Source organism: Flavobacterium hibernum, from assembly GCF_000832125.1.
In the GTDB taxonomy this organism is placed as follows: domain Bacteria; phylum Bacteroidota; class Bacteroidia; order Flavobacteriales; family Flavobacteriaceae; genus Flavobacterium; species Flavobacterium hibernum.
In genome coordinates this window covers 115,919-139,856 of the sequence record NZ_JPRK01000013.1, presented here as the reverse complement: position 1 = coordinate 139,856, position 23,938 = coordinate 115,919, and the positions used below count along the sequence as shown (strand labels likewise).

Sequence of the window (23,938 nt, the reverse complement as noted above, 5' to 3'; positions counted from 1 at the left end):
TATTTTATTAAAAATTAAAACCATAAAAATTTTGAATGGCTCCACGATGATCTGTAATTACCTTTGATGGATACGGACATAAATAACGCAAAGGATCAGTTGGTGATACTGAGGAAGCATTGGTATAGTTGATAAATCCTCTAAAACTCCATTTTATATCGTTTCTTGGTTCGTAACTCGCCGTATCATTATTTAATGAATACCAACTTGTAGCAAACAGAAGTTCTGTGTAACCAGCAGGGCGCGCTTGCAGAATTTCGTCGATACCTTTTATATCCAGAATTGTTCTGCCTGAGTTTATTGGATCTGGAATGTTTTTGTAATAAATACTTCCAGGAACTTGGTCGATTCCAGGAACATAAGCTCCGTTTGCAACACGTCCCCAGTTTAATAATTTATAATATTGGTTGTAAATTACTTCGCTAAATTTGTTCCAGCGTGCCAGATCGAATTTACGTTTGCTTTCGCCTCCAAATTCCCATTTACGTTCGTCCATAATGGCTTTAAAGAATAATTCCGGAGACGATTTAGATTGTACATAATTATCTACTTTATCTGACCAGCTTGTTTGAGCAAAAGCTCTGCGACGTACACGTCTTAAACACTCTTTGGCATCTTCGCGCGGGCCAAAACGTTCGTTTACTGCCTCAGCATACATTAGTAAAACATCTGCAAATCGCATCCATGAATAATTGATTCCTGTTCCTTTGGTACTTGTGCTTCCTAAAGGATCGTTCATGTATAATTTCGACCATTTTCCTACTGCTAATCGTGCTAAATCTAAACGAATTACCTGATTAAGGTTTTGATCGTATGATAATGGTGCGCAGGTAACATCTCTTCTTAAGTCTTTATTGTCAAATGAATACAGGTATTCTCCGCATAAACTTAGGTTTCCTGATGCTCCTCCATAAGGATGACTTCCTTCAATAATTGGAATTCCAACAAAATAACCATATTCTCCTGAAGAGTTTTTTAGCATTGGAAGCGAAAAAATTACATCGTCTGTAACTGGTGTTTCCCAATTGTTTTGCTTTACCCAAAAATCTTTGAAACTTAGTTTTAAGTCGTGTTGCTTACCTTGAATTACTTTATTTAAATATAGAATTGCAATATCATAATACACTTCATGATTTTTACCTCTTTCCATATGTCCTTTACTTGCAGGATTGTTTTCGTCAGGGCGTAATGTCCATCCTCCACGTGTAAGTGCCAATAGACCAATTAAACTTTGATTGAAACTTCTTGAAGCACGTTCTACTCCAAAATCTAATTCGCTTGCGTTTTTCATGAAAGGCTCAGCTGATTTTAAATCGTCGATTAAAAATTCAAGAATTACATTTCTATCGGTAACTCCAACCGCAAAATTCTCGTCTCCTGTTGAAGATTTGGTACGAAAAACAACGTCTCCCCAAATACGAATCATATCTAAGTATACCATTGCACGAATTGTTTTTGCTTCACCGTACATCTGCATGATATTAGAGGGTTGCGTTTTAGGATCGGCTTTGTATAAATCTGAATTTTCGATTCCCTGAATTACGTCATTTGCTGTATTGATGATTTTATACATGGCGCTCCAAGTAGAATTTAGAGTTGTCCAATATGGTTTTGGATCGTAACAGGCAAGATCTGACCCGTTTCCGTTTACTGTATTGGTCGAAACACCAGACATTTCTACATCGGTATTCATATTAAAAACAAAGGCAAGACGGTTTGAATAGGCGTCTTCGGTCAACAAAAGCGTATACACACCCGCAATTGCAGATTGTATGTCTTTTTCTGATTTAAAAACTTCTGCTTCTGTAAAACCTGTTGCAGGCTGTACTTCAAGATAATCTTCACAAGCTGTAAAAGACAGTGTAAAAATTAACAGAAAACTAAATATTATTTTTTTGTTCATCTTTAGGTGATTTAATTCGTTTAATTAAAATGACAACTGTACTCCAAAAGCGTAGTTACGCGTTCTTGGATAAGAATTGTAATCAATATTTGGTGTTAATCCTTTTTCCATATTTACTTCGGGATCGTATCCTGAATAGTTGGTCCAAATAAATAAGTTACTTCCTGTAGCGTATAATCTTACTCTGCTGAATCCTATTTTTGCACTGCTTTGTTTTGGTATTGTGTATCCTATACTAAGATTGTTTAATCGTATAAATGAACCATCTTCGACCGCATATGACATTGCAATAGGACGCCCTAAGCTTGTTGGATTCCACATCGTAGCATTTTCGTTTTGCTTGGCTAACATTTCCGGCGAATAACGTAAGTCGTTCCCCATGTCGTCAAAATTTCTCCAACGGCTGTCCAGCCCCACTTCCATTCCTAAATTGCTTTGTGTGTTTTTGTACCATGAAGTCATCATGATTTTATTAGCGTTATAAACATCAAAGCCGTACATGAAATTGAAAAACGCCGATAAATCAAAGTTTTTCCAAACTGCATTTACACCAAAACCTCCAGAAAAATCAGGGTTTGTATTTCCAATCACTTTTCGGTCTTTATCTCCAATTACATTCGAATTTGGATCTGATGGATCAACAGGTGTCAATTTTTTGAATTTGGCATTTCCAGGGCGCGGATCGCCCGAAAGGTTTTTTGAGTTGGCAACTCCGTCTTTTAGTTTCCAGGTTCTGGTCACGGCATCAAAAGAATCAAAATCGTTCATGGTATAAAATCCATCATTTACAAAACCATAAATCAAACCTTTTGTACTACCTACATAAGCACGATAATCGTCGTCGTTTAACAAATCGTTTCCTGCCCAGCCAGAACTCAAAATCCATTCTGTTTCTCCGCTTGATAATTTGTCAATTTTGTTTTTGTTATGTCCGATATTAAAATTCAAATCAAGCTGAAAATCTTTTTTCTTAATCACATTTGCATTGATCGCAAATTCAACTCCTTTGTTAGACGTTTGTCCAACGTTGGTCATCATTTTTGTAAATCCAGAAACAGCAGCAATATCTGATGGTACTAGTAAATCTTTTACTGTATTGTGATAAAAATCAAGAGTTCCTGTAATACGCTCGTTGAAGAAACCAAAATCAAGACCTAAATTGGCTGTATAAGTTGTTTCCCATTTTACATTTGGGTTGTTTAGGTATTCACTATTATAAAAATTATAGTAATATTGATTTTCTTCTCCCCAACCTACAGATCGATCTCTTGAAACGCCATAATATTTCGCATATAAATCTCCTTTAATTCTATCATTCCCTGATGCTCCGTAACTTACACGAACTTTTAGGTTGGATATAATTTTACTGTCTTTTAAGAATTTTTCGTTCGAAGCTCTCCACGCAAAAGCTCCTGCCGGAAATACGCCCCATCTGTTTTCAGGACCAAACTTGGTCGAACCATCTGTACGAACGGTGAACGTAAAAAGATATCGATCGTTGTATCCGTAATTAACACGTCCAAAAAAGGAAGAGATTCGGTTGGGAGAACCAGCATCTGAACCGTTGTCGAAAGGAGTTCCTAATGCAAGATTGTCTAATGCTTTTTCTCCTGAGATCTCTTCTGGAAAATAACGGGTACGGTAAAATTTGATCGAACTTTCCTGATCTTTCATTTCCTGACCGATCATCAATTGAAAATCGTGGTTCTCTTTTACTTTAAATCCATAATTTAATACGTTGTTCAATTGCCAACGTGGAGCCTGAGTCATGGACCAATATACTACAGGCAAGTTTTTGTTTTGGGTTGCGGTTTGTGTATCTGTACCCCAAAAACGTCCATCCTCGATATATTTATATTCGTAACCGTAAGAAGAACGCAAAGTCAATCCTTTTTTAATAGTCCATGTTAATGCTCCTGTATTGTTAAAAGTTCTGGTGGTACGCTCACGGTAATTTTTTGCAGCGTCTTCTATTGGGTTAAAACGAACGCGTGTTTCATAATCTTCGGGATCAAAATAGGTATTATCATCCGGCAAAGTCATGTAATCTTCTAATCCTCCTGTTGGTGCTTCGCGCAAAGCTCTAAGCAAACTAACGCCGTCTGTTCCAGAACCATCAATGGTTTGATTGGTTAAACGGCTTTGAAATTCGAAAGTAAGATTGTCTGTTAATTTCGAATTCAAAATTAAATACAGGTAGTTCTGACGCATTCCTGTTCCTAACAATACTCCAGGCTGATCTTGATTTACGAATGTGAATTTAAACTTCGTTTTATCGCCTCCTCCGTTTATATTGATATCGGTGTATTTTGTAATTGGATTGCTTCCAAAAATCTCTTTTTGCCAGTCTGTTCCTTTGTTTCCTTTATAAATGTATAATTCATTTGCGCGTCCGTAATTATTATAAAAACCGGTTGGATTTGAGTTACGTGGACGCTCGTATTCGTATTGCATCATTACAAATTCGTACGGATCCATTACATCTAGATGATTGGCAAGCGTTTTAATTTGTGTGTAGTTATGAATGTTTACGGAAACTGTTCCTGATTTTGGTGTTTTTGTGGTAACCAAAACTACTCCGTTTGCACCTCTCGCTCCATAAACCGCAGTCGATGCTGCATCTTTTAAAACTTCTACTGATTCGATATCTGTTGGCGGAATATCATTTAAGTTGGCAACTTCAAAACCATCGACTAATATTAAGGGTGAGTTATCTTCGGTAATAGAACCACCACCACGAATTCTAATCATTACTTCTGAGCCTGGAGAACCATCGGTTGTTGTAACCTGAACTCCCGGCAATCTTCCTACCAAGGCTTCGGCAACTGAAGCTGTTGGTACTTTTGCTAATTCTGTTCCTTTAATACTGGCAATTGCGCCTGTTAAGTTTTTACGTTTTTGTGTACCGTAACCAATGATCACAACTTCGTTTAGTTCGCTGTTGGATTCTTTCATTTGTATGGTAATTCCAGATGTACGCCCTTTTAACGGAACGGTTTCATCTGTCATTCCAATAAACTTAACTATTAAAACTGCCGTTTCGGGATCATTTACTGCAACACTAAATTTACCATCGAAATCTGTAACTGTATTTGTTTTTTCGTTTTTTACAATAATTGTTGCGCCGGGAATCAGTCCCATATTATCCCTTACTGAACCGGTCACGGTTATACGTTTCTGAGCATAAGCACTAAATGTCAAAAAGAAGACGGCTAGAATGCTCCAGATATATTTTTTGATCTTCATAACTAGAATATTTTTTTATTTATTTGAAAAGTCAGGCATTTGGTTTTATACTAATAGCAAAAATTTGAACAATCAAGTTTGTCGTCATCGCTTTATTGCCATTAGTTATAAATCCGTCAAGGACTGCTAGTTTTATTTTATAAAGTGTTCTGAGTAATTTTAAAAAAGTCTGCTGTATTAGATATCATTCAAGAAGAAATCAGCATTTGTGACTTTATTGGCCTCAATTGAAAAGGTTGTTTCTAATTGCTTTGTTTTTACAACCTTCATGTTTTGATCTAAGTACTCAATTTTTACCCGAACGTTATTAGCAGCGTCACCTGTTTGAAATAAAATAAAATCATCTGTATAGTTAATTCCTCCGTTTGCTGTTGCTTTGCTTCTGGTAACAAACATATCTTCATTTATGTATGTTGCGTCAACAACTTTATAGGCGCTACGTTTTATAGAAACTGTAGTTTTTATTGTCGAGTAACTTTTATCGGCTATAATATCTAATGATTTTAAACGCAGTATTCCTGTTCTTGTTAGAATGTTTACGGTTACCGGCTCTTCAAAAGGAGATGCATACGGCACGGCATCAGACAAGTTTACATGTTGGTTTGCCAATGCCGGTTGCGTAACAATAAGATCGTTTAGATTGGTTGGCAAAGGAATCATTTGCTCCGGATAATCGCTCGCTACAAATTTGTATTTTCCGTCGTTTAACGAAAAACGATAAAGCGAACTATAGTTTGCAACATAATCGCCGTTGTCTTTATAAACAAACAAAGGTCTGGTTGATATCCCTACATTTAAATTCCACGGTTCACCATTTAACTGAAAATCTATTGATTTTACGGTAGAACTTTCATATTTATAATCGTCACTAGAACAGGAAGTCAGCACGAAAAGCAGTACACCTATTCCAAGTATTAGGCTTTTTATCATTTTCATATCGTCTAAATTTAAAAATGAAGAATATTTGCCTTTTCGTGTGTTGTATTGCCACAAATAACTTTTGAGGTTGGTGGCGATAAGTGATTGTTAGTTTTGGTTTGGTTCATAATTTTTTGGTTTAAGATTAGTAAGTTAAAAATCTGTTAAGATTATGAAGCAAAACTAGATATAGCTAATCTCAAATTGGGGTAAATATTGCTTTTCAGAAAGGGTTAAATCGCTATTTACCCACCAAAAACTAAGTATTTACCAAATAATGGCTTTATTTTTTATAATATGTAAAAAAATATTCACAAATAAAAAAGCATTTCTCAATAGGGCTCAAATTCTAATTTCTAAAAAAAAACCTCATTACGAAAAAGCAATGAGGCATAAATAGATATGTTTTTTATTGTACGTTGGCTATAATTATTTAACACATAGGGACATAGATTTTATTACTTTAAAAAAGGCGTTTCACTTACCTTAACGAACATAGAATAACTATGTGTGAGAAACAAGTTTCTCTTTTATTCTTTTTTATTCATTCCTAAATATAAATCTATGTCCCAATGTATTTAATTTTCTTGCCCGCAGATTAAGCAGATTTTTTATAATCCTTTTAATCCGTGAAATCTGTGGCAAAAAAAATACTAATCTTTGTAGAGTTTCTTGCGGAGATTCCTCCTTCGTCGGAATGACAAGATTGCGGATGTTTCTAATCCGTCAAATCTGTGGCAAAAAAAACACTAATCTTTGTAGAGTTTCTTACGGAGATTCCTCCTTCGTCGGAATGACAAGATTGCGAATGTGTTTAATTTTTTTTTACGCAGATTAAGCAGATTTTTTATAATCTTTTTAATCTGTGAAATCTGTGGCAAAAAATATCTTTTAATTTTTTATTCTAGAGTAATTCTATCGAAACTGTTTGCGATATTCTACTGGTGTGTAATTGAATTTGGCTCTGAAACATTTTCCGAAGTATTTTAAATCATTAAAACCTACTTCAAAGCAAACTTCTTTTATTAATAGATCTTCATTTTTAAGCAATTCGGCAGCTTCGTTCAATCTCATATCCCGAATAAATACAACGGGAGAAACACCTGTAATACTTTTAAGTTTATTAAAAAAACTAGCACGTGACATGCACATTAATTTCCCTAATTCATCTACTGAAAAATCAGATTTAGAGATATTTTCTTTAACCAATTCAATTACTTGGAGCATGAATTTATTATCTCTGTTGGAAATTTGTAATGGTTTTTCTTCTGATATTTCTGCAATACTTCCCGTAGAATACAAACGCTGCAATCGAAATCTTTGTTCTAAAACATTCTTTACTCTTGCCTTTAAGAAACTCACATTAAAAGGCTTCGTAATATAATCATCGGCACCATATTCTAATCCTTCCAGTTTGCTTTCAATTGCTGTTTTCGCGCTGAGTAAGATCACAGGAACGTGGCTAATTGCAAAGTTATTTCGAATAATTTTAAGCATTTCGATACCATCCAATTCTGGCATCATAATATCACTGATAACAAAATCCGGCGATAACTCGGCGGCTTTTAAATGGCCTTCTTCTCCGTTTTCTGCGGTATAAATAGTATAATCATGTTCTAGAATTGAAACGATAAATTTTCTTAATTCCAGATCGTCTTCTACTATAAGTCCAATAGGTTTATCTCTTACTTCTACTTCTACTTGATCTTCTACAATTAATTCATCATCAATGAAATGTTCTTCTGTTTCTTCAAAAATGATATCGACATCATCTGAGAAATGGCTGTATCCTTTTGGAAAAGAAATTTCGAAACTGCTTCCTTTACCTACTTTAGTTTCTAGTGAAATTTCAGCACCATGTTTTTCGACTGAATCTTTTACAATCGAAAGACCAATTCCTGTACTTGGATTAAATGGGTTTTCATTGTAGTTGGAGAAACGAACAAACAGCTTTTTCTGAACACTAGCATTAATTCCGGGCCCGTTATCACTTACTTTTAAGTAAACTTTATTTTCAGATTCTTCTACGTTTACTGTTATTGAATTTCCTTTTTTACAATATTTAAAAGCATTAGAAAGTAGATTGACCAAAATTTTATCCAGACTATCCGGATCAGCCCAAATATGCGGTTTGGTTTCGCTAATATTAACCTTCAATTGTATATTTCGCTGAAGACTCATTTCGGTAAAATTTTCGCATACTTCAGTCACAAATTCTCCTAAATCAATTTCGCGAACTTCTAATTTACGATCCTGCATTCTTCTTAAATCTAAAATTTGATTGACCAAATTCAACAACTTATTGCTGTATTTTTCGATAATACGAAGCTGAGATTTAACGGAATCGTCTATCTGATTATCTGAAAGCATTACTTCTAATGGCGCTGTAATCATAGTAAGCGGAGTGCGGATTTCATGCGAGATATCCGTGAAAAAATTCAATTTCAGTTCACTTACTTCTTTTTGAACTCTAACATCATTACGCAATTTTAAAATGGTTAAAAACGCACGTCTCACCAATAAAAACAAACCTATTGCCAACAATAGATAACAGAAGTAAGCAAAATAAGTTCCCCAGATTGATGGTTTTATAATAATTTTTATTTGTCTCTCATTGTCCAGCCATAAGTTATGACCGTTGGTAGAAGATACCAAAAGCGTATAAGTTCCTCGACCCAAATTGGTATAATTAATAGATTGACTTGCTTTTAGATAATTCCATTCTTTGTCAATTCCTTCTAATTTATAGCGATAAACGATATTTTCATTTTTAATGAAATCTAAAGCTGAAAACTGAACTCTAAAAAAATTCTGATCGTGTTTTAATGTCACTTCTTTTAGTAAATCAGGGTTTTTGGGCGTTTCGGGATTAATCTCGAACAATTCTTTATTGTTTACTAGAAAACCGGAAATCGCCAAATAAGGTTTAAACAAGAAAGGTTTAATTGCTTCTGGTTTAAAATAAATAACGCCATCAGAATATCCCGAGACAATTTCGCCACTTGCCAGCCTGCATTTTGTAGCTTCCGAAAATATTTCGGTTCCTATAATTGATTTTAACTCCGGAAAAGTCTCGCAACTGCTATTTTTAGGATCAAATCGTACGATTTGATTGTCTCCCATAAGCCAGATTTTACCAAATTTATCTTCTTGCATACCTACAACGCCATCTAAAGGAAAACCTAAATTCTCGCTCCAAAACGATTTCACTTTTACTTTGTCTTGCTTGTCTATATCGACCAAAATAAGCCCTTTTCCATTCGTAGAAAGTGCCAAACGATTGTCTGATGTAACAATGATATCTAAAATATCATTTCCTGATGCCTGAAAATATTCTTTAAACTGTATTTTGTCTGCCGATTTGTTTGCATTAGAAAAAGCAAACAATTTATAAGATGAGACAAAAAAGATTTTGTTATCTTTGGTTTCAACAACGGAACGTACTTTGTCGGCAGTTTCAATTGGATAATTTTTCAGTTCGTTTCTGTGACTCACAAACGTGGTTTTATTATTTGACTGACGAACTAAGTTAATTCCACCGCCCCAAGTTGCTAAATAAATCTGACCGTTTGAAGCTTGAAAAACTTTATAAACATCGTCTGAACTAACGCTGTACTTGTTATTTTTATCGTACTTAAAATGTTCCACAGCAAAGCTGAAAGAACCTTGTTTGGGCGTGAGACAAAAAACGCCATTTCCGCGCGTTCCAATCCACATTCTGCCTTGAAAATCCTGCATCATACTATAGATGTCCGATCCCCAACCCGGACTGTTGCTGGACAAAGTACCATCTGAACCTAAGAAACCTAACTTTCTTTTTTGAGCATCAAACAATTCTATTTTTTCGTCACGACAAGCTACCCAAAGATTTCTCTTATTGTCTTCCATGAGGCTTCGAACATTGTGTTTTTTATTCTCAACTGGTGATAATTTTAAGGATAAAAAATTACTATTATTAAACGTAATTAGATCTAATCCTTGTTTATAAGAACAAAACCAAAGATTACCCAATTTGTCAAACATCGCAGTATACATAACGTCTGACACGGTTTCTTTGGATTCCTTAATGCATCGCATTATAGAAAATAACTGATTTTGTTTTTCATCCCAATACCCAAATGCTCCTTTGTTGGACTGAATCCAGACTGTTCCGTTTGGCGAGGTTAACAAAAAGCTTTTTTGTTTACCGCCTGTTGTCGCAGGATTGCTTGAATCGACTTCTAGCTGTTTTAGTTTTCTGGTTTTTATATCAAACTGAAATACTCCTGAGGTTGGCGTATCAAACCAAAATTGTCGCGAATTGGTTAATCCTAAAAAATTAATATTTTCATTAGGCACGCCCGGCAATGTTTTACTAGAATAATGATCTAGTTTACCAGTTTTTATATCGTACAAACAAAAGCCATTACCTTTTGTAACTATCAATACTTGACTATTGGCTATGGCATTAATAAGCAGAATGTCACTTTTGATTCCTAAATCTAAGTCGAAAAAAGTGCTAGATTTTTTATTGTATCGAATAAATCTTCCGTTGTTTCCTGCAAACCAAAGATCGTCTTTGGTTTCTTCTGCAAAATTAAACGAGTTGGATTTTCCTGCTTGCCCCGCCACGTTCGAAAAAAAAGATTCGGGTATTTGACTTGATTTTTTTAATCGGCAGATTCCAGCTTCTGTCAAGAACCATGTTGTTCCTAATTTATCTTCGTAAACATCTGTAATCTTCCCAAAATGTTTGGCCAAATCAAAATTTACGCGTTTTATTTGTTTGTCTTTTTCAAAAGCGATCATGTAATTTTTACTTTCGGGAAAGAGCCACGTTCTTCCGGACGGCATAATTTTAAAATGATCAAATTTGTGATTGGCAGAATTGCCTTCAACTGGATTATGAAATTTTAATTCGTTTGTATCAAAATAATAGATGTCATTTTTTTCAGATTGAATCCAAATTCTCTCATTACTATCAAACTTAAATTTCGATACACGGTTCGATTGTATATTTAAGGGTACGCTTTGTTCTACTTTAAATTTTCGAAAAGTAGTTCCGTCATAACGAATCAATCCGTTGAAAGTTCCCAACCAAATAAATCCTTTTTTATCTTGCTGAATACCTAAAACTCTTGATTGATTTAATTTTCCGTCATTTGAAAAATGTGTTAGAATCCCAGCTGGCTGAGCGGCACACCACGCACACATCAAACTCAATAAAACTACAATTGTATTATGTTTCAACATCTTAAATTTATTTTTTAGCGGTAATCACAAAAATATCAATTTTCTTTTCCTAACCTAAAATACTACCCGTAATTAGCAAAATACCCTCCGTAAATTAGCTATTTGTCCTCCTTTATCTTTTTGGTACTAACGCATAAAAGTTACGTTCAAGCTTTACAGCACCCTTTAAATAGCAATTAATCCTAAGCTAAAAAATGTAAACTTATAATTTTGTATCTTCAATTATAGATTCTATTCTATAAACTTCTCAATAAAAAATACTATTAACTATATCAACCAAAAAACCACCACATTAATTCAATGAGAAAAGTATACAGACTTGTGTTTATGCTCAACTTTCTTGCATTAAACACTTTTGCACAAGAAAATTACATCTTTAAAAATCCAAATTTACCTATTGAGCAGCGTGTCGACGATCTTGTTTCGAGAATGACCGTAGACGAAAAAATAAGTCAGCTAATGGATTCTTCACCCGCTATCGAACGTTTGGGCGTACCTGAATACAATTGGTGGAACGAATCCTTGCATGGTGTTGCCCGCGCAGGATATGCGACTGTTTTTCCGCAATCTATTTCAATTGCATCATCATGGGATCGTCAATTAATTTTTGATGTTGCCAATGCTATTTCTGATGAGGCGCGCGCCAAACATCACGAATATTTAAGACGTGGACAACACGGTATGTATGAGGGTTTGACTTTTTGGTCGCCAAATATCAATATTTTTCGCGATCCTCGCTGGGGACGCGGACATGAAACTTATGGTGAAGATCCTTTCTTAACCAGTCAACTTGGGCTTAATTATGTAAAAGGTCTTCAGGGAACGGATCCAAAATACTTTAAAGTAATTGCAACTGCCAAACATTTTGCGGTTCACTCCGGACCGGAACCTTCTCGCCATCAATTTGATGTAAATGTAAGTGATATTGATCTTTACGAAACGTATCTTCCTGCCTTTCGTACTTTGGTAAAAGATGGTAATGTGTATTCGGTTATGGGCGCTTACAACCGTTTTAGAGGAGAATCTTGTAGTGCGAGTCCTTTTTTATTCAATATTCTTAGAAACGATTGGGGTTTTAAAGGCTACATCGTGTCTGATTGTGGTGCTGTAACAGATATCTGGAAATACCATAAAATTACCAATGATGCGGCTTCAGCATCGGCATTAGCCGTAAAAGAAGGTTTAGATTTAGAGTGCGGAAGCAGTTACAAATCATTAAAAGAAGCTCTTGATCGCAAATTACTTACCGAAGCAGATATTGACGTTACTATAAAACGTTTGTTTACAGCTCGCTTTAAATTAGGAATGTTCGATCCGGATGAAATTGTGCCTTATGCGCAGATTCCGTATTCGGTAAATAATAACTCGGCTAACGATTGGCTTGCGCGTACGGCTTCTCAAAAAAGTATTGTACTGCTAAAAAATAAAAATAACACTTTACCGCTTTCTAAAAATATAAAAGCTGTTGCTGTTATTGGGCCAAATGCCAATGATATACAATCATTATGGGGAAATTACAGCGGTATTCCAAGTAATCCAATTACGGTTTTAAAAGGGATTCAGAACAAAATTGAGCCTACTACAAAAGTTCTATACGCAAAAGGAACTGATCTTGCTTTGGGTGTTCCCGAAATGAAAGTTATTCCGTCGATTTACTTTCAAAATCCAAACGGAATACAGGGCTTAACAGGCGAATACTTTAATAATAGTAAATGGGAAGGTGAACCCCTTTTTGTTCGAAATGATGACAATATAGACTTTCATTGGGATATTAATACTCCTGATCCTCGCATGAAAATGGGTAATTATAGTGTAAGATGGACGGGTTATATCTCGGTTCCTAAAACGGGTCTTTATAATATTACGGATTGGTCGAAACCGTTTATGACTGTGGAAATCGAAACAGGGAAAACATCGGGAGGAAAAAACAATCACAGTCCAAGAATTCGTCCGCAGAAAATTCAATTAGAAGCGGGAAGAAAATATAAAATCGAGGCTAAATATCAAAACTTTTACGGCGATGCAATTGCACAGCTTTTATGGTCTGAGCCACAGGAGAACTTACTTGAAAAAGCGGTTGAAACAGCTAATCAGGCGGATGCTGTGATTTTGGTTTTGGGATTAAATGAACGCTTGGAAGGCGAAGAAATGAAAGTTGAAGCTGATGGTTTTGAAGGCGGAGACCGCACGAGCCTTAACTTACCTGCAAATCAGGAAGCGTTAATAAAAGCGATGAGCGCAACAGGAAAACCTGTAATTTTAGTTTTAATAAACGGAAGCGCGCTTTCGATAAATTGGGCAAATGATAATGTTCCTGCTATTTTAACTGCCGGATATCCGGGACAACAAGGCGGAAATGCCATTGCCGATGTACTTTTTGGCGATTATAATCCCGCAGGACGTTTACCGGTTACTTATTACAAATCTGTAGATCAGCTTCCGGATTTCGAAAATTATAATATGAAAGGTCGTACGTACCGTTATTTTGAGAAAAAACCTTTGTATCCGTTTGGATTTGGATTGAGTTACACAACATTCAAATACAGTAATTTACAACTTCCGTCGAGCGCAATTGCAGATAAAGATCTGAAAGTATCTGTTGATGTTACAAATACTGGAGATCGTGACGGAGAGGAAGTAGTTGAATTGTATGTAAAAGATGAAAAAGCTTCTACTCCACGACCAATATGCCAACTTGAAGGTTTTGAACGTATTAATCTTAAAAAAGGCGAAACAAAAACGATTAGTTTTACCATTACGCCAAGACAATTATCTTTAATTAATAAAAAGAGCAAACGTGTGGTGGAACCTGGATGGTTTACTATTTCGGTTGGAGGAAAACTACCTGATGGTTCAAGCGATATTCAAACTGGTAGAGTCAATATTACCGGAAAGACTGTGTTACTTGATAACTAATATTTTTTCTAGTCTGTTGTTTTAAACAACGACGTTTGATAAATTGTATAAAAAAAGAGCTTCATTTACCTGAAGCTCTTTTTTTATGAATTGACTTTTTATTTAGTGTTCTAAATTATCTCAAGTATATATTAAACTTGTTCTTTTTTCCTTTTCTTTATTATTCTACTTCCAACGGAATAAAGCGCTATTAGTACTAAAAAATGTATCAAATAAGACTTAGGTTCACCATCGCCGTTGATTACTGAGAAAACGCGATTCCATCTTACTTTATAAATGCCGCTGCCATCTTTATCCCAACTAAACCAAATAAAAACAGGTTTACCAATTACGTGATCAAAAGGAACATATCCCCAATATCTCGCGTCTAAAGAGTTTTGACGATTGTCGCCCATCATCCAGTAATAATCCTGTTTAAAAGTATATGTTGTACTTACTTTTCCGTTTATAATGATCTCATTACCCTGAATTTTCAAACTATTATGCTCATATTCTTCTATAATTCGCTTATAGAAAGGAAGTGTTTTTAAATTCAATTGTATCGTCTTTCCTTTTTGAGGAATATAAATAGGTCCATAATTGTCGATGTTCCAACCCAAAGACGGAATATGAGGAAACACCTTTCCATCTTCGCCCTTTGGTGACAGATATTTTTTAACTCCTTTTACAACTGGATTCGTTGCTATTAATGCGGCTTCTTTATCTGTTAATGTCAAAAAATACTGTCCTGTGTTTGTTAATGCAAAATCTCCATTATCATACTTCATCCCTTCTCTCGCGCCATATCGATGTACAAGCGCATCTTGACTAATAGCAACACCTTTTGTATCTACAATAAAATTATACTGTGGTTTTGCACTTTCTGGTAATTTGTCCTTTTTGCCATTGATGTAAATATCTCCGTCACGAATTTCTAATGAATCTCCGGGCATTCCAACACATCGTTTCACTAAATTTGTTTTTTTATCTAATGGCTTGTAATAATTTCTATCCGGATGAAAATTATCCATATCACGAAGCGTGTCTGCAGGCTGATTAAAAACTACAATCTCATTGCGTTTGATGTTTTCTATTGCAGGAAATCTAAAATATGGCAATTGAAATTTGTTTAACAATGAGGTTTCTTTTTTGGTATGATCGTCGTTAAACAAATATGATTTTACACCAATCAAGGGAATTGAATCATGAACCATTGGCAATGCAACAGTAGTCATAGGTGTTCGTGCTCCAAAATTAATTTTACTTACAAACAAAAAATCTCCAATTAATAATGTTTTTTCTAATGATGAAGACGGAATTGTAAAGGGTTGGATTACGTAAGTGTGTACCAATGTTGCAACAATTATCGCGAATAGTAAAGAACTTACGGTTTCTCCTGTCTTAGTTTTTGGCTGTAAATCTTTATTTTCAACATAAGTTAACTTTTCAGAAGTATAGTTTAAATAGGTAATATAAAACCCTAGCGTTATTAAAACCAATGCTGTATCTAATCTGGAATTTTTGCCAAAACTTCTAATAGTTTCGACCCAAACCACAGGAATCATTATAAGGTTAATAATAGGAATAAATAATAAGAACAGCCACCAAGTGGGACGTTTTATAATTCTCATTAAAATAACTAAATTATAAATTGGAATAAATGCTTCTAAGGGCTTTCTTCCTGCTTTTGCGTAAAGTTTCCAGGTAGATAATCCGTGGATAAATAGCATTATTAAAATAAAAACGAGCCATTCTAATATATTCATACTTTTAATTTTTAAGAGTTATTTTATACAATAAACTGATATTGTATATGTAGTTATTTAATTAAATTGTTACAGAAACCATCAACAAAAAACATTTTAACCTTCTTATTTGCATCTAAGTTAATCTCAAATCACTAAAACAATATTCTTTTAACTTTTGTTTATTGATTGTAAATTTTTCAACAAAAGACCGAAGTTTAAAAGTCAATTTAGAACTAGTAACTCCGCTTTTTTCCGTGCAAAAAACAGAACCATAAAACATTGATTATCAAAAATATTTCCGAAATTTGTTAGTATATCAACCCGCTTTTATATAAAAATAGGGGGTTTTGAAAAGCAAATCCTAAAAAGAGAATCCCAACAATTGCTTTTTAAAATACATACCAAAAAAACGGCAACGCACTTATTTAAAAAAAGAAAAAAATAGTAAAAACTCAAAGGTGATATTTTGATTATCTGTGCAGGAAAAAAAGCGTTTTTATTTAGTGCAATCATCTGATAAAACTTATTCTTTAGTATGAAAATAACGAAGCACTCGGGCCACTCAGTACCTTTTGATAAAGAAAAATTAAAACTTTCTCTTGAAAAATCAGGAGCTAACAGTGATCTTATCGAAGAATCTCTACTCCAAATCGAAAAGCAAATGTATGATGGTATTACCACCAAGGAAATATACAAGCTTGCTTTTGAAATTCTAAAAAAAGCGTCAAACGCACATGCCGCGCGTTACAACATTAGATTGGCTTTGCAAATGCTTGGGCCAGCAGGTTTTTACTTTGAAAAATTTATTTCGAGATTGTATGCTGCCGATGGTTTTAAGACTAAAACAAACTTAACGCTACAAGGAAAATGTGTATCGCATGAAGTTGATATAGCAATCGTAAAAAACAATATTATTACGATGGTGGAATGTAAATTTCATGGTAGCCGAGATGGCTCTACCGATGTAAAAGTACCGATGTACATTCTTTCTCGTTTTAACGATCTTAAAGTAAAACCCCAAACTATTTTTTCGAGTAACGAAACTATAAATTCTTGTATTATTGTGACCAACAATCGTTTTACTAAAGATGCTCAGGATTTTGCAAACTGTAGCGGAATCTCTCTTTTAAGCTGGGATTATCCACAAAATAACAATATTAAAAATAAAATAGATAAAGGTGCGCTCTACCCTATTACCTGCCTGACAACATTATCAATGATTGAAAAAGAAAAATTATTGGTTCTGGATCAAATACTGGTTAAAGATCTTATTGATAATCCTCAAATTCTTGTAAAAATTGAACTTAGCGACAATCGAACTAAAAATATATTAGCTGAAGCTTCACAACTTTGTAAACATATTTAAGATGAAAATAAAATTTATAGGAGGAGCCGGAACTGTTACGGGTTCAAAAACCCTCATCGAAACAAAAGACAAAAGAATATTGATTGATTGTGGTCTTTTTCAAGGTCTTAAAGCTCTGCGCGAACTCAATTGGGATCCATTGCCAATTTTGCCTTCGACAATAGATTGTGTCCTGCTTACACATGGTCATCTCGATCATTGTGGCTGGTTGCCCAGATTAGTCGCTCAAGGGTTTACGGGTAAAATATATTGTACTGCTCCAACTAAATCAATCGCTAATCTTGTTCTTTTGGATAGTGCCAAAATTCAGGAAGAAGAAGCTAATCGAGCCAATGAAGAGCAATATTCTAAACATACTCAGGCAGAACCACTTTATACCATAACGCAAGCTGAGGCGGTCTCTTCTTTTTTTAAGGTTGTGCCTCCAAATAAACCCATAGTTATCGAAGACGATATTACTGCTGTTTTTGAAAATGCGGGACATATTATTGGTGCGTGTAGCATTACGGTAACTGTCGAGGGCAAAACTTTAGTTTTTTCTGGCGATATTGGTCGTGATAATGATGTCTTGATGTTTCCGCCCACAAAACCCACAATGGCGGATTATGTTTTTTTGGAGAGTACTTATGGAAATAAACTACATCCTAATTTGGATGTAAAGGAAGAGTTAGAAACATTAATTAATAACGCCATCGATCAAAACGGAACGGTAATTATTCCGGGGTTTGCTGTCGAGAGAGCACAATCGATAATGTTTCTTTTGTGGCAACTCAAAACTGAAGGTCGAATTCCAAATATCCCATATATACTAGATACTCCAATGGGGGCTAGCGCCTTGCATGTGTTTTTAGAAAATTTGCAGTGGCATAAACTTTCTGTCGATGATTGTCATGAAATGTCTAAAATGTTTAGCATTGTCTCTGAGTTTGAGCAAACCATGCGTATTATTGATGACCCGCAACCTAAAGTAGTCATTGCAGCAAGCGGAATGGTTACGGGAGGTCGCGTATTATCGTATTTTGAACATTATATTGGTCTTGAAAATACTACGGTTATTTTTGTGGGTTATCAGGCGGAAGGTACTCGCGGAAGAAAACTTATTGAAAAAGCCAAGGAAATCAAAATATATGGCAATTACTATAATGTAAAAGCCCAAATATTTCAAGTGGAAGGACTTTCGGCACACGGAGATCAAAAAGATCTTTTAAACTGGCTCTCTGCTCTTAAAAATGTTCCGAAATGTGTTTATTTAGTTCACGGCGAAAACCTTCCGGCAGATGAACTCCGAATTAAAATTCAGAATCAATATCATTTTAAATGTAATGTTGCTATGATGGGAAATGAAATCGAAATTTAGAATCAATGTTAAATATGAAAAGAGAAAAAAGTTTACCGCAAAGTGCGCAAAGTTTTTTTTCTCTTAGCTTTTATAAAAAGGTAAAGTTCGCAAAGCTTTGTATTAATTTAGCTTTGCGTCCCGAGGCTTCGGGATATGCTTTTAGAAGCATTCTTAAATAAAAAATCTTTGCGGTCTTTGCGGTAGAAAATAATAAAGCGGTAAATTTTTTTCCTTTTTCACTTTTAACGCTAATCTATTACTCCAATAAAAAAGCCCATTTCGTTATGAAATGGGCTTTTTACTATAAAAATTTGTTCGCTTAGTTCAAATCGTTGAACTCGTGTAATGATTTTAATGTGCTTTCGTAAAATAAGATCGCCGCGATTAAGTTTCCTTTATCAGAATAAGGCATCATTTTTCTTTGAAATTCTACTGTAGTATCTAAGAAAGATGTTGTACCAACAGCTTGTAAATCTAATACTTTCTTGTGTTCGTTATCGTCCGGAATACCTAAGTCTGCCATAGTAACTCCTGGTTTTGTAACCAAAGCGATATAAGGAAGCGTTTTTACTAAAACTTTAATACGCTCAATATATAACTCTAAAAGCTCACCTTTTTGCATACCACTTAATTCTTTTTGATCGTGATATTTTTTAATTAGTGCTGTTGTACTAATGATACTTCTTGGAGCATTTTTTGCCTGTGCGAATATAGCACCAGTCGTTAAAAAGAAAAGGAAACTTAGTAAAATAGTAGTATTCTTCATTTTATGTGGTAGTTGGGGTTGTTTAATGAGCACAAAAATATATAAATTAACTTAAAATGCAATTTTATTAATTTGTTTTTTTTACAATAATTTTAACAATTAGTAACAAATCGTGCTGTGAGTCAGGCTATTTTTATGATTTAATTATTCTAAAACGGCTAGGATATTTTATCCAGATACTTTTTTTGTTGCCGTAATAATCCATAAAATCTTCACAAACAAAAACCGCGTGTGCCGTTGACCATGCAACAACACCACAAAATTCGCTTCCGGATTGTCGCTTTAGTTTTTGTATTTGTTTGCCTAGTTTAAATCCTAAATATTTATAAATTGTTGGAGTATATACAGAGCCATCTTCTAAATCTTCTAATGCTTTATCAAAAGTGGCTTCTCTATTTATAATTTGCTTGTATTTTGCCATTACGGCGTAAGTCAACACGGCATAGTCTTTTATTTTTTCGCTTTCGCAATTGTCTTTGATATAAACAAAATCTGCAGATATTTTGGCTCTCTTAATTTCTTCATTTTTTAGATTAAATGAAGCATTATTCTTTAGTGTTATTTTATAAATGCTATCGTCTATTTTCTCTGTAATAAAAAGATTATCTAATCCGTAAACATTTAATGAAGCTTTAATAAAAGCAATCGATGAGCAATTGGTGCGTTCTCCTTGTTTAAAACTTTCGAATATTTTGTCTGAACTCAATTGTGCATAAGAATTGGAACAAACAAACATTAAAAATAAAAATATTGAAGTAACAGATTTCATTGTCTTTAGATTTTATAATTGTTTCCCAATATATTTTTGGGAGTAAACATATTTTACAAATCTATAAAAATCAACCCATAGTTTTTTTGACTTTTTAACTTTTATCAAAAATTATAATTCATCGTTACGAATTGCCAGAAATGCTGTGTTTTGGATCAAATCGCATTGCTGTACACAAGCAATTCTTTCTTTGCTTACTTATTAATACAGGACAGTTTACACATGATTTGCAATCTTCCCAAAAAACCTCATCTGTAGTTAATTCTGAATAAGTCACAGGCTCAAAACCTAGTTCATGATTCATTTTCATTACCGCTAATCCTGTGGTTAAGCTAAATATAACGGCATTGGGATATTTTTGACGGCTCAGCCAAAAAATTTTTCTTTTAATTTTTCTGGCAAGTCCGGTATGTCTGAATTGTGGCGCTACGATTAATCCGGAATTAGAAACATATTTACCATTTTCCCAAGACGAAATAAAAGAGAAACCTGCCCACGTTCCATCTGCTGCAAAAGCAATAATGGCTTCTCCTTTTTTCATTTTCTCTTCAAGCGATTTATGCGAACGTCCGGAGATTCCTGTTCCTCTGGCAATTGCCGATGATAATGTTACATCGCAAATTTCTTTTATCCAAAATATATGATTGGCATTGGCAACTTCAATCGTAAAATCTATTACATCATTATGTTCGTGACTATTTTGTAATAAAGCTTCCTTAACGGAATATTCTATAGTATTTACTTGGTTTTTCATATTTGAATAGACATATCTCCTATTTTATTTTAGATGAACTGGAAATATCTCACGTTATTCCCAAAACATATACCAATATTAAGATCATAGTACAACTTTAAATATTACACACTATATATGAACCACTTACAAACAAAACAATACTTTCTTTCTGTTGATATTGCTTCTCAAAATGATATGATTTTATCATTTTGAGATAACTTGTTATTTGTCTTTAAGAAGATTTTACGTCAATTCTAAACTCATTTTGTACTGGTGCTCTTTTGTCTTAAATTTGTACAGCGATTAAAAAAGTAATACTACATTATAATCATTGCTTTATCCTGTTGAGGGTAATTATTTTAACACATAGAATCATAGATAATTGGAAGTAAATAAAGTGGAAAATGAAGAAGGAAGCTGGACTGCTTGTCCGGAATGTCAGGGACGCGGCAAAAAAAGCCAAAGACTCAGCAAGAAAATAAGACTCCACTATCAAGCGGCATTAGAGCAATTTGAAAAATCAAACGGCGAAGGTATTCCTCCTGTTCGTCCAAAGGCACATTTGTCGATATGCTCGAACTGTTCAGGATCTGGATTGCTTCGTTCTGCAAATCCTCCTGTGGCAGATACCGAAAATTATCCTCATGTTGCTATTATTGGTGCTGGTATTGGCGGCGTTGCAATTGCTGTAGCCTGTTTGCATCGCGGAATTCCTTTTATGATCTATGAGCGCGACAACAACTTCGATGCCCGATCTCAGGGCTACGGACTTACGCTGCAACAAGCTAGTAAAGCCATTGAAGGACTTGGAATTTTCGATCTTAAAGATGGTGTTACTTCAACAAGACACGTTGTACATACTATCGACGGAAAAATAATTGGAGAATGGGGAATTAGAAAATGGATTCCATCTGATATAAAAACATCGCCAAAACGCACCAACATACATATCACCCGACAATCTTTGCGTTTGTCGTTATTGGAGCAACTAGGCAAACACGATGTTGTACAATGGGGACATCAATTAATGGATTTTAAGACGTGTGAGGATGAAACTGTCGATCTAAACTTTCAGGTTGATGGAGAAATAAAAAACGTCAAAGCTGATCTTGTGGTTGGTGCCGATGGTATTCGAAGTGTGGTACGCAAATTATTGATTGGTGAAGAACGTACTCCTTTGCGTTACCTTGATTGCATTGTTATATTAGGTATTTGCGATTTGAGTGCTCTTACTGGAATTGATAGTGAATTATTAGATTCGGCTACAGTATTTCAAACTGCCAATGGTAATGAACGAATTTACATGATGCCTTATAAATCAGATTCGGTGATGTGGCAACTTAGTTTTCCAATGTCCGAAGATGAAGCTAAAGCATTAAGCGCTCAAGGACCTCAAGCGCTAAAAGACGAAGCGTGTCGCCGAACGCAATGGCACAACCCTATTCCGCAAATTTTAGCCGCAACTCCAGAAGCTAATGTTTCCGGTTATCCTGTATATGATCGCGAATTGCTTACAGGTGATTTATTGCAAAAAGGTGGTTCTGTAACTCTTATTGGTGACGCTGCTCACCCAATGAGTCCGTTTAAAGGACAAGGTGCCAATCAGGCATTATTGGATGCACTTTCGCTGGCTCGCGAAATTGTAAAAGAATGCAGACCTTTATCTCAATGGAGAAAAGCGGGAGTGCGAAAAAGTGTCTTGAATAATTTTGAAAAAGAAATGCTAAAGCGAAGCGCCACTAAAGTAAAAGATTCAGCCGATGCTGCAAAGTTTCTACATTCTGATATTGTACTTCATGAAGGCGACGAACCAAGAGGAAGATGTCTTAAAAAGAAAAACAAATAAGCTCATTTGTCATCCTGAGCGTCCCGAAACTTCGGGAGAAGGCGCTCCAATTGAAACGAGGGCTTCGACTTCGCTCAGCCTGACATACAGGATCAAGAAATAAAATACAAGAACTCATTTGTCATCCTGAGCGTCCCGAGACTTCGGGAGAAGGCACTCCAATTGGAACGAAGGCTTCGACTTCGCTCAGCCTGACATACAGGATCAAGAAATAAAATACAAGAACTCATTTGTCATCCTGAGCGAAGTCGAAGGCGCTCCAATTGGAACGAGGACTTCGACTCCGCTCAGCCTGACATACAGGATGCAAAAAATAAAAAAACAAGCCCTTATTTAACTACGTAATTAATTTTATTGGCTTCACAAACCCTAAAATAGCCAAGTGCAAAATTGTTAGCATTAGTAGTATTGATAATATTTCCTCTTATATTGCCTGGTGTAGCAGCAAAAGGATTTGAGTTGGTTACTTCCAAAATTAAATTCATATAATTATAAAAGTTTTTAGAAACACCGCGATGTGTGATATCAAGAACTTTTCCCGGTTTTAAGTCCGTATCTGTAAACTTTTCATTTATTTCATTTCCATTCACAAACTCATCACTCGTAGATGTATATTCCGGAAAAGGTAAAATATCACTTTTGTAATCTGTTAGATAATAATTAGCCTGATTAGCTGGGTCTTTATAATAAAATGTTACCACAATAAGATCTTCTCCTGTTACATCTGCCATAAATTCCTGATCTATCTTTTCAACTGGCGGTACGGCAATTAGTTTTTCTGTAGCAGTTAAAGTTTGTCCATCAACATTTACAAATAATTTATATTCCATATCAATTACAGGAACAAAATTAGTACAGACATATAGTCCCGGTTCAGATTCATTGAATGTAAAAACATCTCCTTTACTATTTTCAACTCTTACCTGTGCTCCCGAAACCTTTGGAGTAGTAGGACTGTAGTACGGAGCCATTCGGGTAATTTTTATCGACTGTTGATTGCCGCTTGTTCCTTTTTCCCAAATAATCTCGGCATCGATCACTATTTTAGGATCTCCGCTTTCTAAATCAAGTTCAACAACCTTGTCACAAGACAAAAAAAGTAAAACAAAAAGAAGACTAAATAAAGTAAATGCTTTACTTTTTAAATTGTATTTTTTTAATCTTAGCATACTAA

At 34.8% G+C, this 23,938-nt stretch carries 13 protein-coding genes; 4 read left to right on the top strand and 9 right to left on the bottom strand.

The genetic code is table 11. The features are described 5' to 3' along the window. Window positions 1-7 precede the first annotated feature (7 nt). The 4 genes from IW18_RS16030 to IW18_RS16015 all read right to left on the bottom strand — a co-directional run bounded on the left by IW18_RS16030 (window position 8) and on the right by IW18_RS16015 (window position 11,299). Window positions 8-1,903 (bottom strand): RagB/SusD family nutrient uptake outer membrane protein, encoded by a 1,896-nt coding sequence (locus tag IW18_RS16030; protein ID WP_041518897.1) that lies wholly within the window; start codon window positions 1,901-1,903, stop codon window positions 8-10. Window positions 1,904-1,927: 24 nt separating this feature from the next. Continuing rightward, window positions 1,928-5,149, bottom strand: a complete 3,222-nt coding sequence (locus IW18_RS16025; protein ID WP_084607964.1) for a SusC/RagA family TonB-linked outer membrane protein — start codon at window positions 5,147-5,149, stop codon at window positions 1,928-1,930. Between the two features lie 177 nt (window positions 5,150-5,326). Continuing rightward, entirely contained in the window at window positions 5,327-6,085 is a 759-nt protein-coding gene (locus IW18_RS16020; RefSeq protein ID WP_115098654.1) for a hypothetical protein, read from the bottom strand. Between the two features lie 897 nt (window positions 6,086-6,982). Continuing rightward, complete coding sequence (locus IW18_RS16015) at window positions 6,983-11,299, bottom strand: hybrid sensor histidine kinase/response regulator transcription factor (RefSeq protein ID WP_041518896.1); 4,317 nt, start codon at window positions 11,297-11,299, stop codon at window positions 6,983-6,985. A gap of 300 nt (window positions 11,300-11,599) precedes the next feature. Between IW18_RS16015 and IW18_RS16010 the strand changes: the two genes are divergently transcribed. Next, complete coding sequence (locus tag IW18_RS16010) at window positions 11,600-14,215, top strand: glycoside hydrolase family 3 C-terminal domain-containing protein (protein ID WP_041518895.1); 2,616 nt, start codon at window positions 11,600-11,602, stop codon at window positions 14,213-14,215. 131 nt (window positions 14,216-14,346) lie between these two features. On the opposite strand, the gene lepB is transcribed toward IW18_RS16010, so the two are convergent. After that, complete coding sequence (lepB, locus tag IW18_RS16005; protein ID WP_041518894.1) at window positions 14,347-15,960, bottom strand: signal peptidase I; 1,614 nt, start codon at window positions 15,958-15,960, stop codon at window positions 14,347-14,349. 517 nt (window positions 15,961-16,477) lie between these two features. Here lepB and IW18_RS16000 point away from each other — a divergent pair. Together IW18_RS16000 and IW18_RS15995 are read left to right on the top strand one after the other, a co-directional pair. Continuing rightward, a complete protein-coding gene (locus IW18_RS16000; protein ID WP_041518893.1) occupies window positions 16,478-17,308 on the top strand; it encodes an ATP cone domain-containing protein in 831 nt (276 codons plus the stop codon). A gap of 1 nt (window position 17,309) precedes the next feature. After that, the gene (locus IW18_RS15995) at window positions 17,310-18,665 is read left to right on the top strand and encodes an MBL fold metallo-hydrolase (RefSeq protein ID WP_041518892.1); all 1,356 of its coding nucleotides are present in this window, start codon (window positions 17,310-17,312) and stop codon (window positions 18,663-18,665) included. A gap of 301 nt (window positions 18,666-18,966) precedes the next feature. On the opposite strand, the gene IW18_RS15990 is transcribed toward IW18_RS15995, so the two are convergent. The 3 genes from IW18_RS15990 to IW18_RS15980 all read right to left on the bottom strand — a co-directional run bounded on the left by IW18_RS15990 (window position 18,967) and on the right by IW18_RS15980 (window position 20,936). Next, a complete protein-coding gene (locus tag IW18_RS15990; protein ID WP_041518891.1) occupies window positions 18,967-19,413 on the bottom strand; it encodes a hypothetical protein in 447 nt (148 codons plus the stop codon). Between the two features lie 133 nt (window positions 19,414-19,546). Beyond that, window positions 19,547-20,182 (bottom strand): hypothetical protein, encoded by a 636-nt coding sequence (locus IW18_RS15985; RefSeq protein WP_041518890.1) that lies wholly within the window; start codon window positions 20,180-20,182, stop codon window positions 19,547-19,549. A 124-nt stretch (window positions 20,183-20,306) separates the two neighbouring features. After that, window positions 20,307-20,936: an N-acetyltransferase gene (locus IW18_RS15980; RefSeq protein WP_052480183.1), complete on the bottom strand. Its 630-nt coding sequence runs from the start codon at window positions 20,934-20,936 to the stop codon at window positions 20,307-20,309. Between the two features lie 364 nt (window positions 20,937-21,300). Between IW18_RS15980 and IW18_RS15975 the strand changes: the two genes are divergently transcribed. After that, window positions 21,301-22,764 carry an FAD-dependent oxidoreductase gene (locus tag IW18_RS15975; RefSeq protein ID WP_205625289.1) on the top strand — a complete coding sequence of 488 codons (1,464 nt, stop codon included), beginning with the start codon at window positions 21,301-21,303 and terminating at the stop codon, window positions 22,762-22,764. Window positions 22,765-23,093: 329 nt separating this feature from the next. On the opposite strand, the gene IW18_RS15970 is transcribed toward IW18_RS15975, so the two are convergent. Then, window positions 23,094-23,933: a DUF4249 domain-containing protein gene (locus IW18_RS15970; protein ID WP_041518889.1), complete on the bottom strand. Its 840-nt coding sequence runs from the start codon at window positions 23,931-23,933 to the stop codon at window positions 23,094-23,096. Window positions 23,934-23,938 lie beyond the last annotated feature (5 nt).

Excerpts from the sequence above, each read along its gene's own strand:
- IW18_RS16030 (WP_041518897.1), bottom strand. The coding sequence starts at position 1,903 with ATGAACAAAAAAATAATATTTAGTTTTCTGTTAATTTTTACACTGTCT.
- IW18_RS16025 (WP_084607964.1), bottom strand. The coding sequence starts at position 5,149 with ATGAAGATCAAAAAATATATCTGGAGCATTCTAGCCGTCTTCTTTTTG.
- IW18_RS16020 (WP_115098654.1), bottom strand. The coding sequence starts at position 6,085 with ATGAAAATGATAAAAAGCCTAATACTTGGAATAGGTGTACTGCTTTTC.
- IW18_RS16015 (WP_041518896.1), bottom strand. The coding sequence starts at position 11,299 with ATGTTGAAACATAATACAATTGTAGTTTTATTGAGTTTGATGTGTGCG.
- IW18_RS16010 (WP_041518895.1), top strand. The coding sequence starts at position 11,600 with ATGAGAAAAGTATACAGACTTGTGTTTATGCTCAACTTTCTTGCATTA.
- lepB (WP_041518894.1), bottom strand. The coding sequence starts at position 15,960 with ATGAATATATTAGAATGGCTCGTTTTTATTTTAATAATGCTATTTATC.
- IW18_RS16000 (WP_041518893.1), top strand. The coding sequence starts at position 16,478 with ATGAAAATAACGAAGCACTCGGGCCACTCAGTACCTTTTGATAAAGAA.
- IW18_RS15995 (WP_041518892.1), top strand. The coding sequence starts at position 17,310 with ATGAAAATAAAATTTATAGGAGGAGCCGGAACTGTTACGGGTTCAAAA.
- IW18_RS15990 (WP_041518891.1), bottom strand. The coding sequence starts at position 19,413 with ATGAAGAATACTACTATTTTACTAAGTTTCCTTTTCTTTTTAACGACT.
- IW18_RS15985 (WP_041518890.1), bottom strand. The coding sequence starts at position 20,182 with ATGAAATCTGTTACTTCAATATTTTTATTTTTAATGTTTGTTTGTTCC.
- IW18_RS15980 (WP_052480183.1), bottom strand. The coding sequence starts at position 20,936 with ATGAAAAACCAAGTAAATACTATAGAATATTCCGTTAAGGAAGCTTTA.
- IW18_RS15970 (WP_041518889.1), bottom strand. The coding sequence starts at position 23,933 with ATGCTAAGATTAAAAAAATACAATTTAAAAAGTAAAGCATTTACTTTA.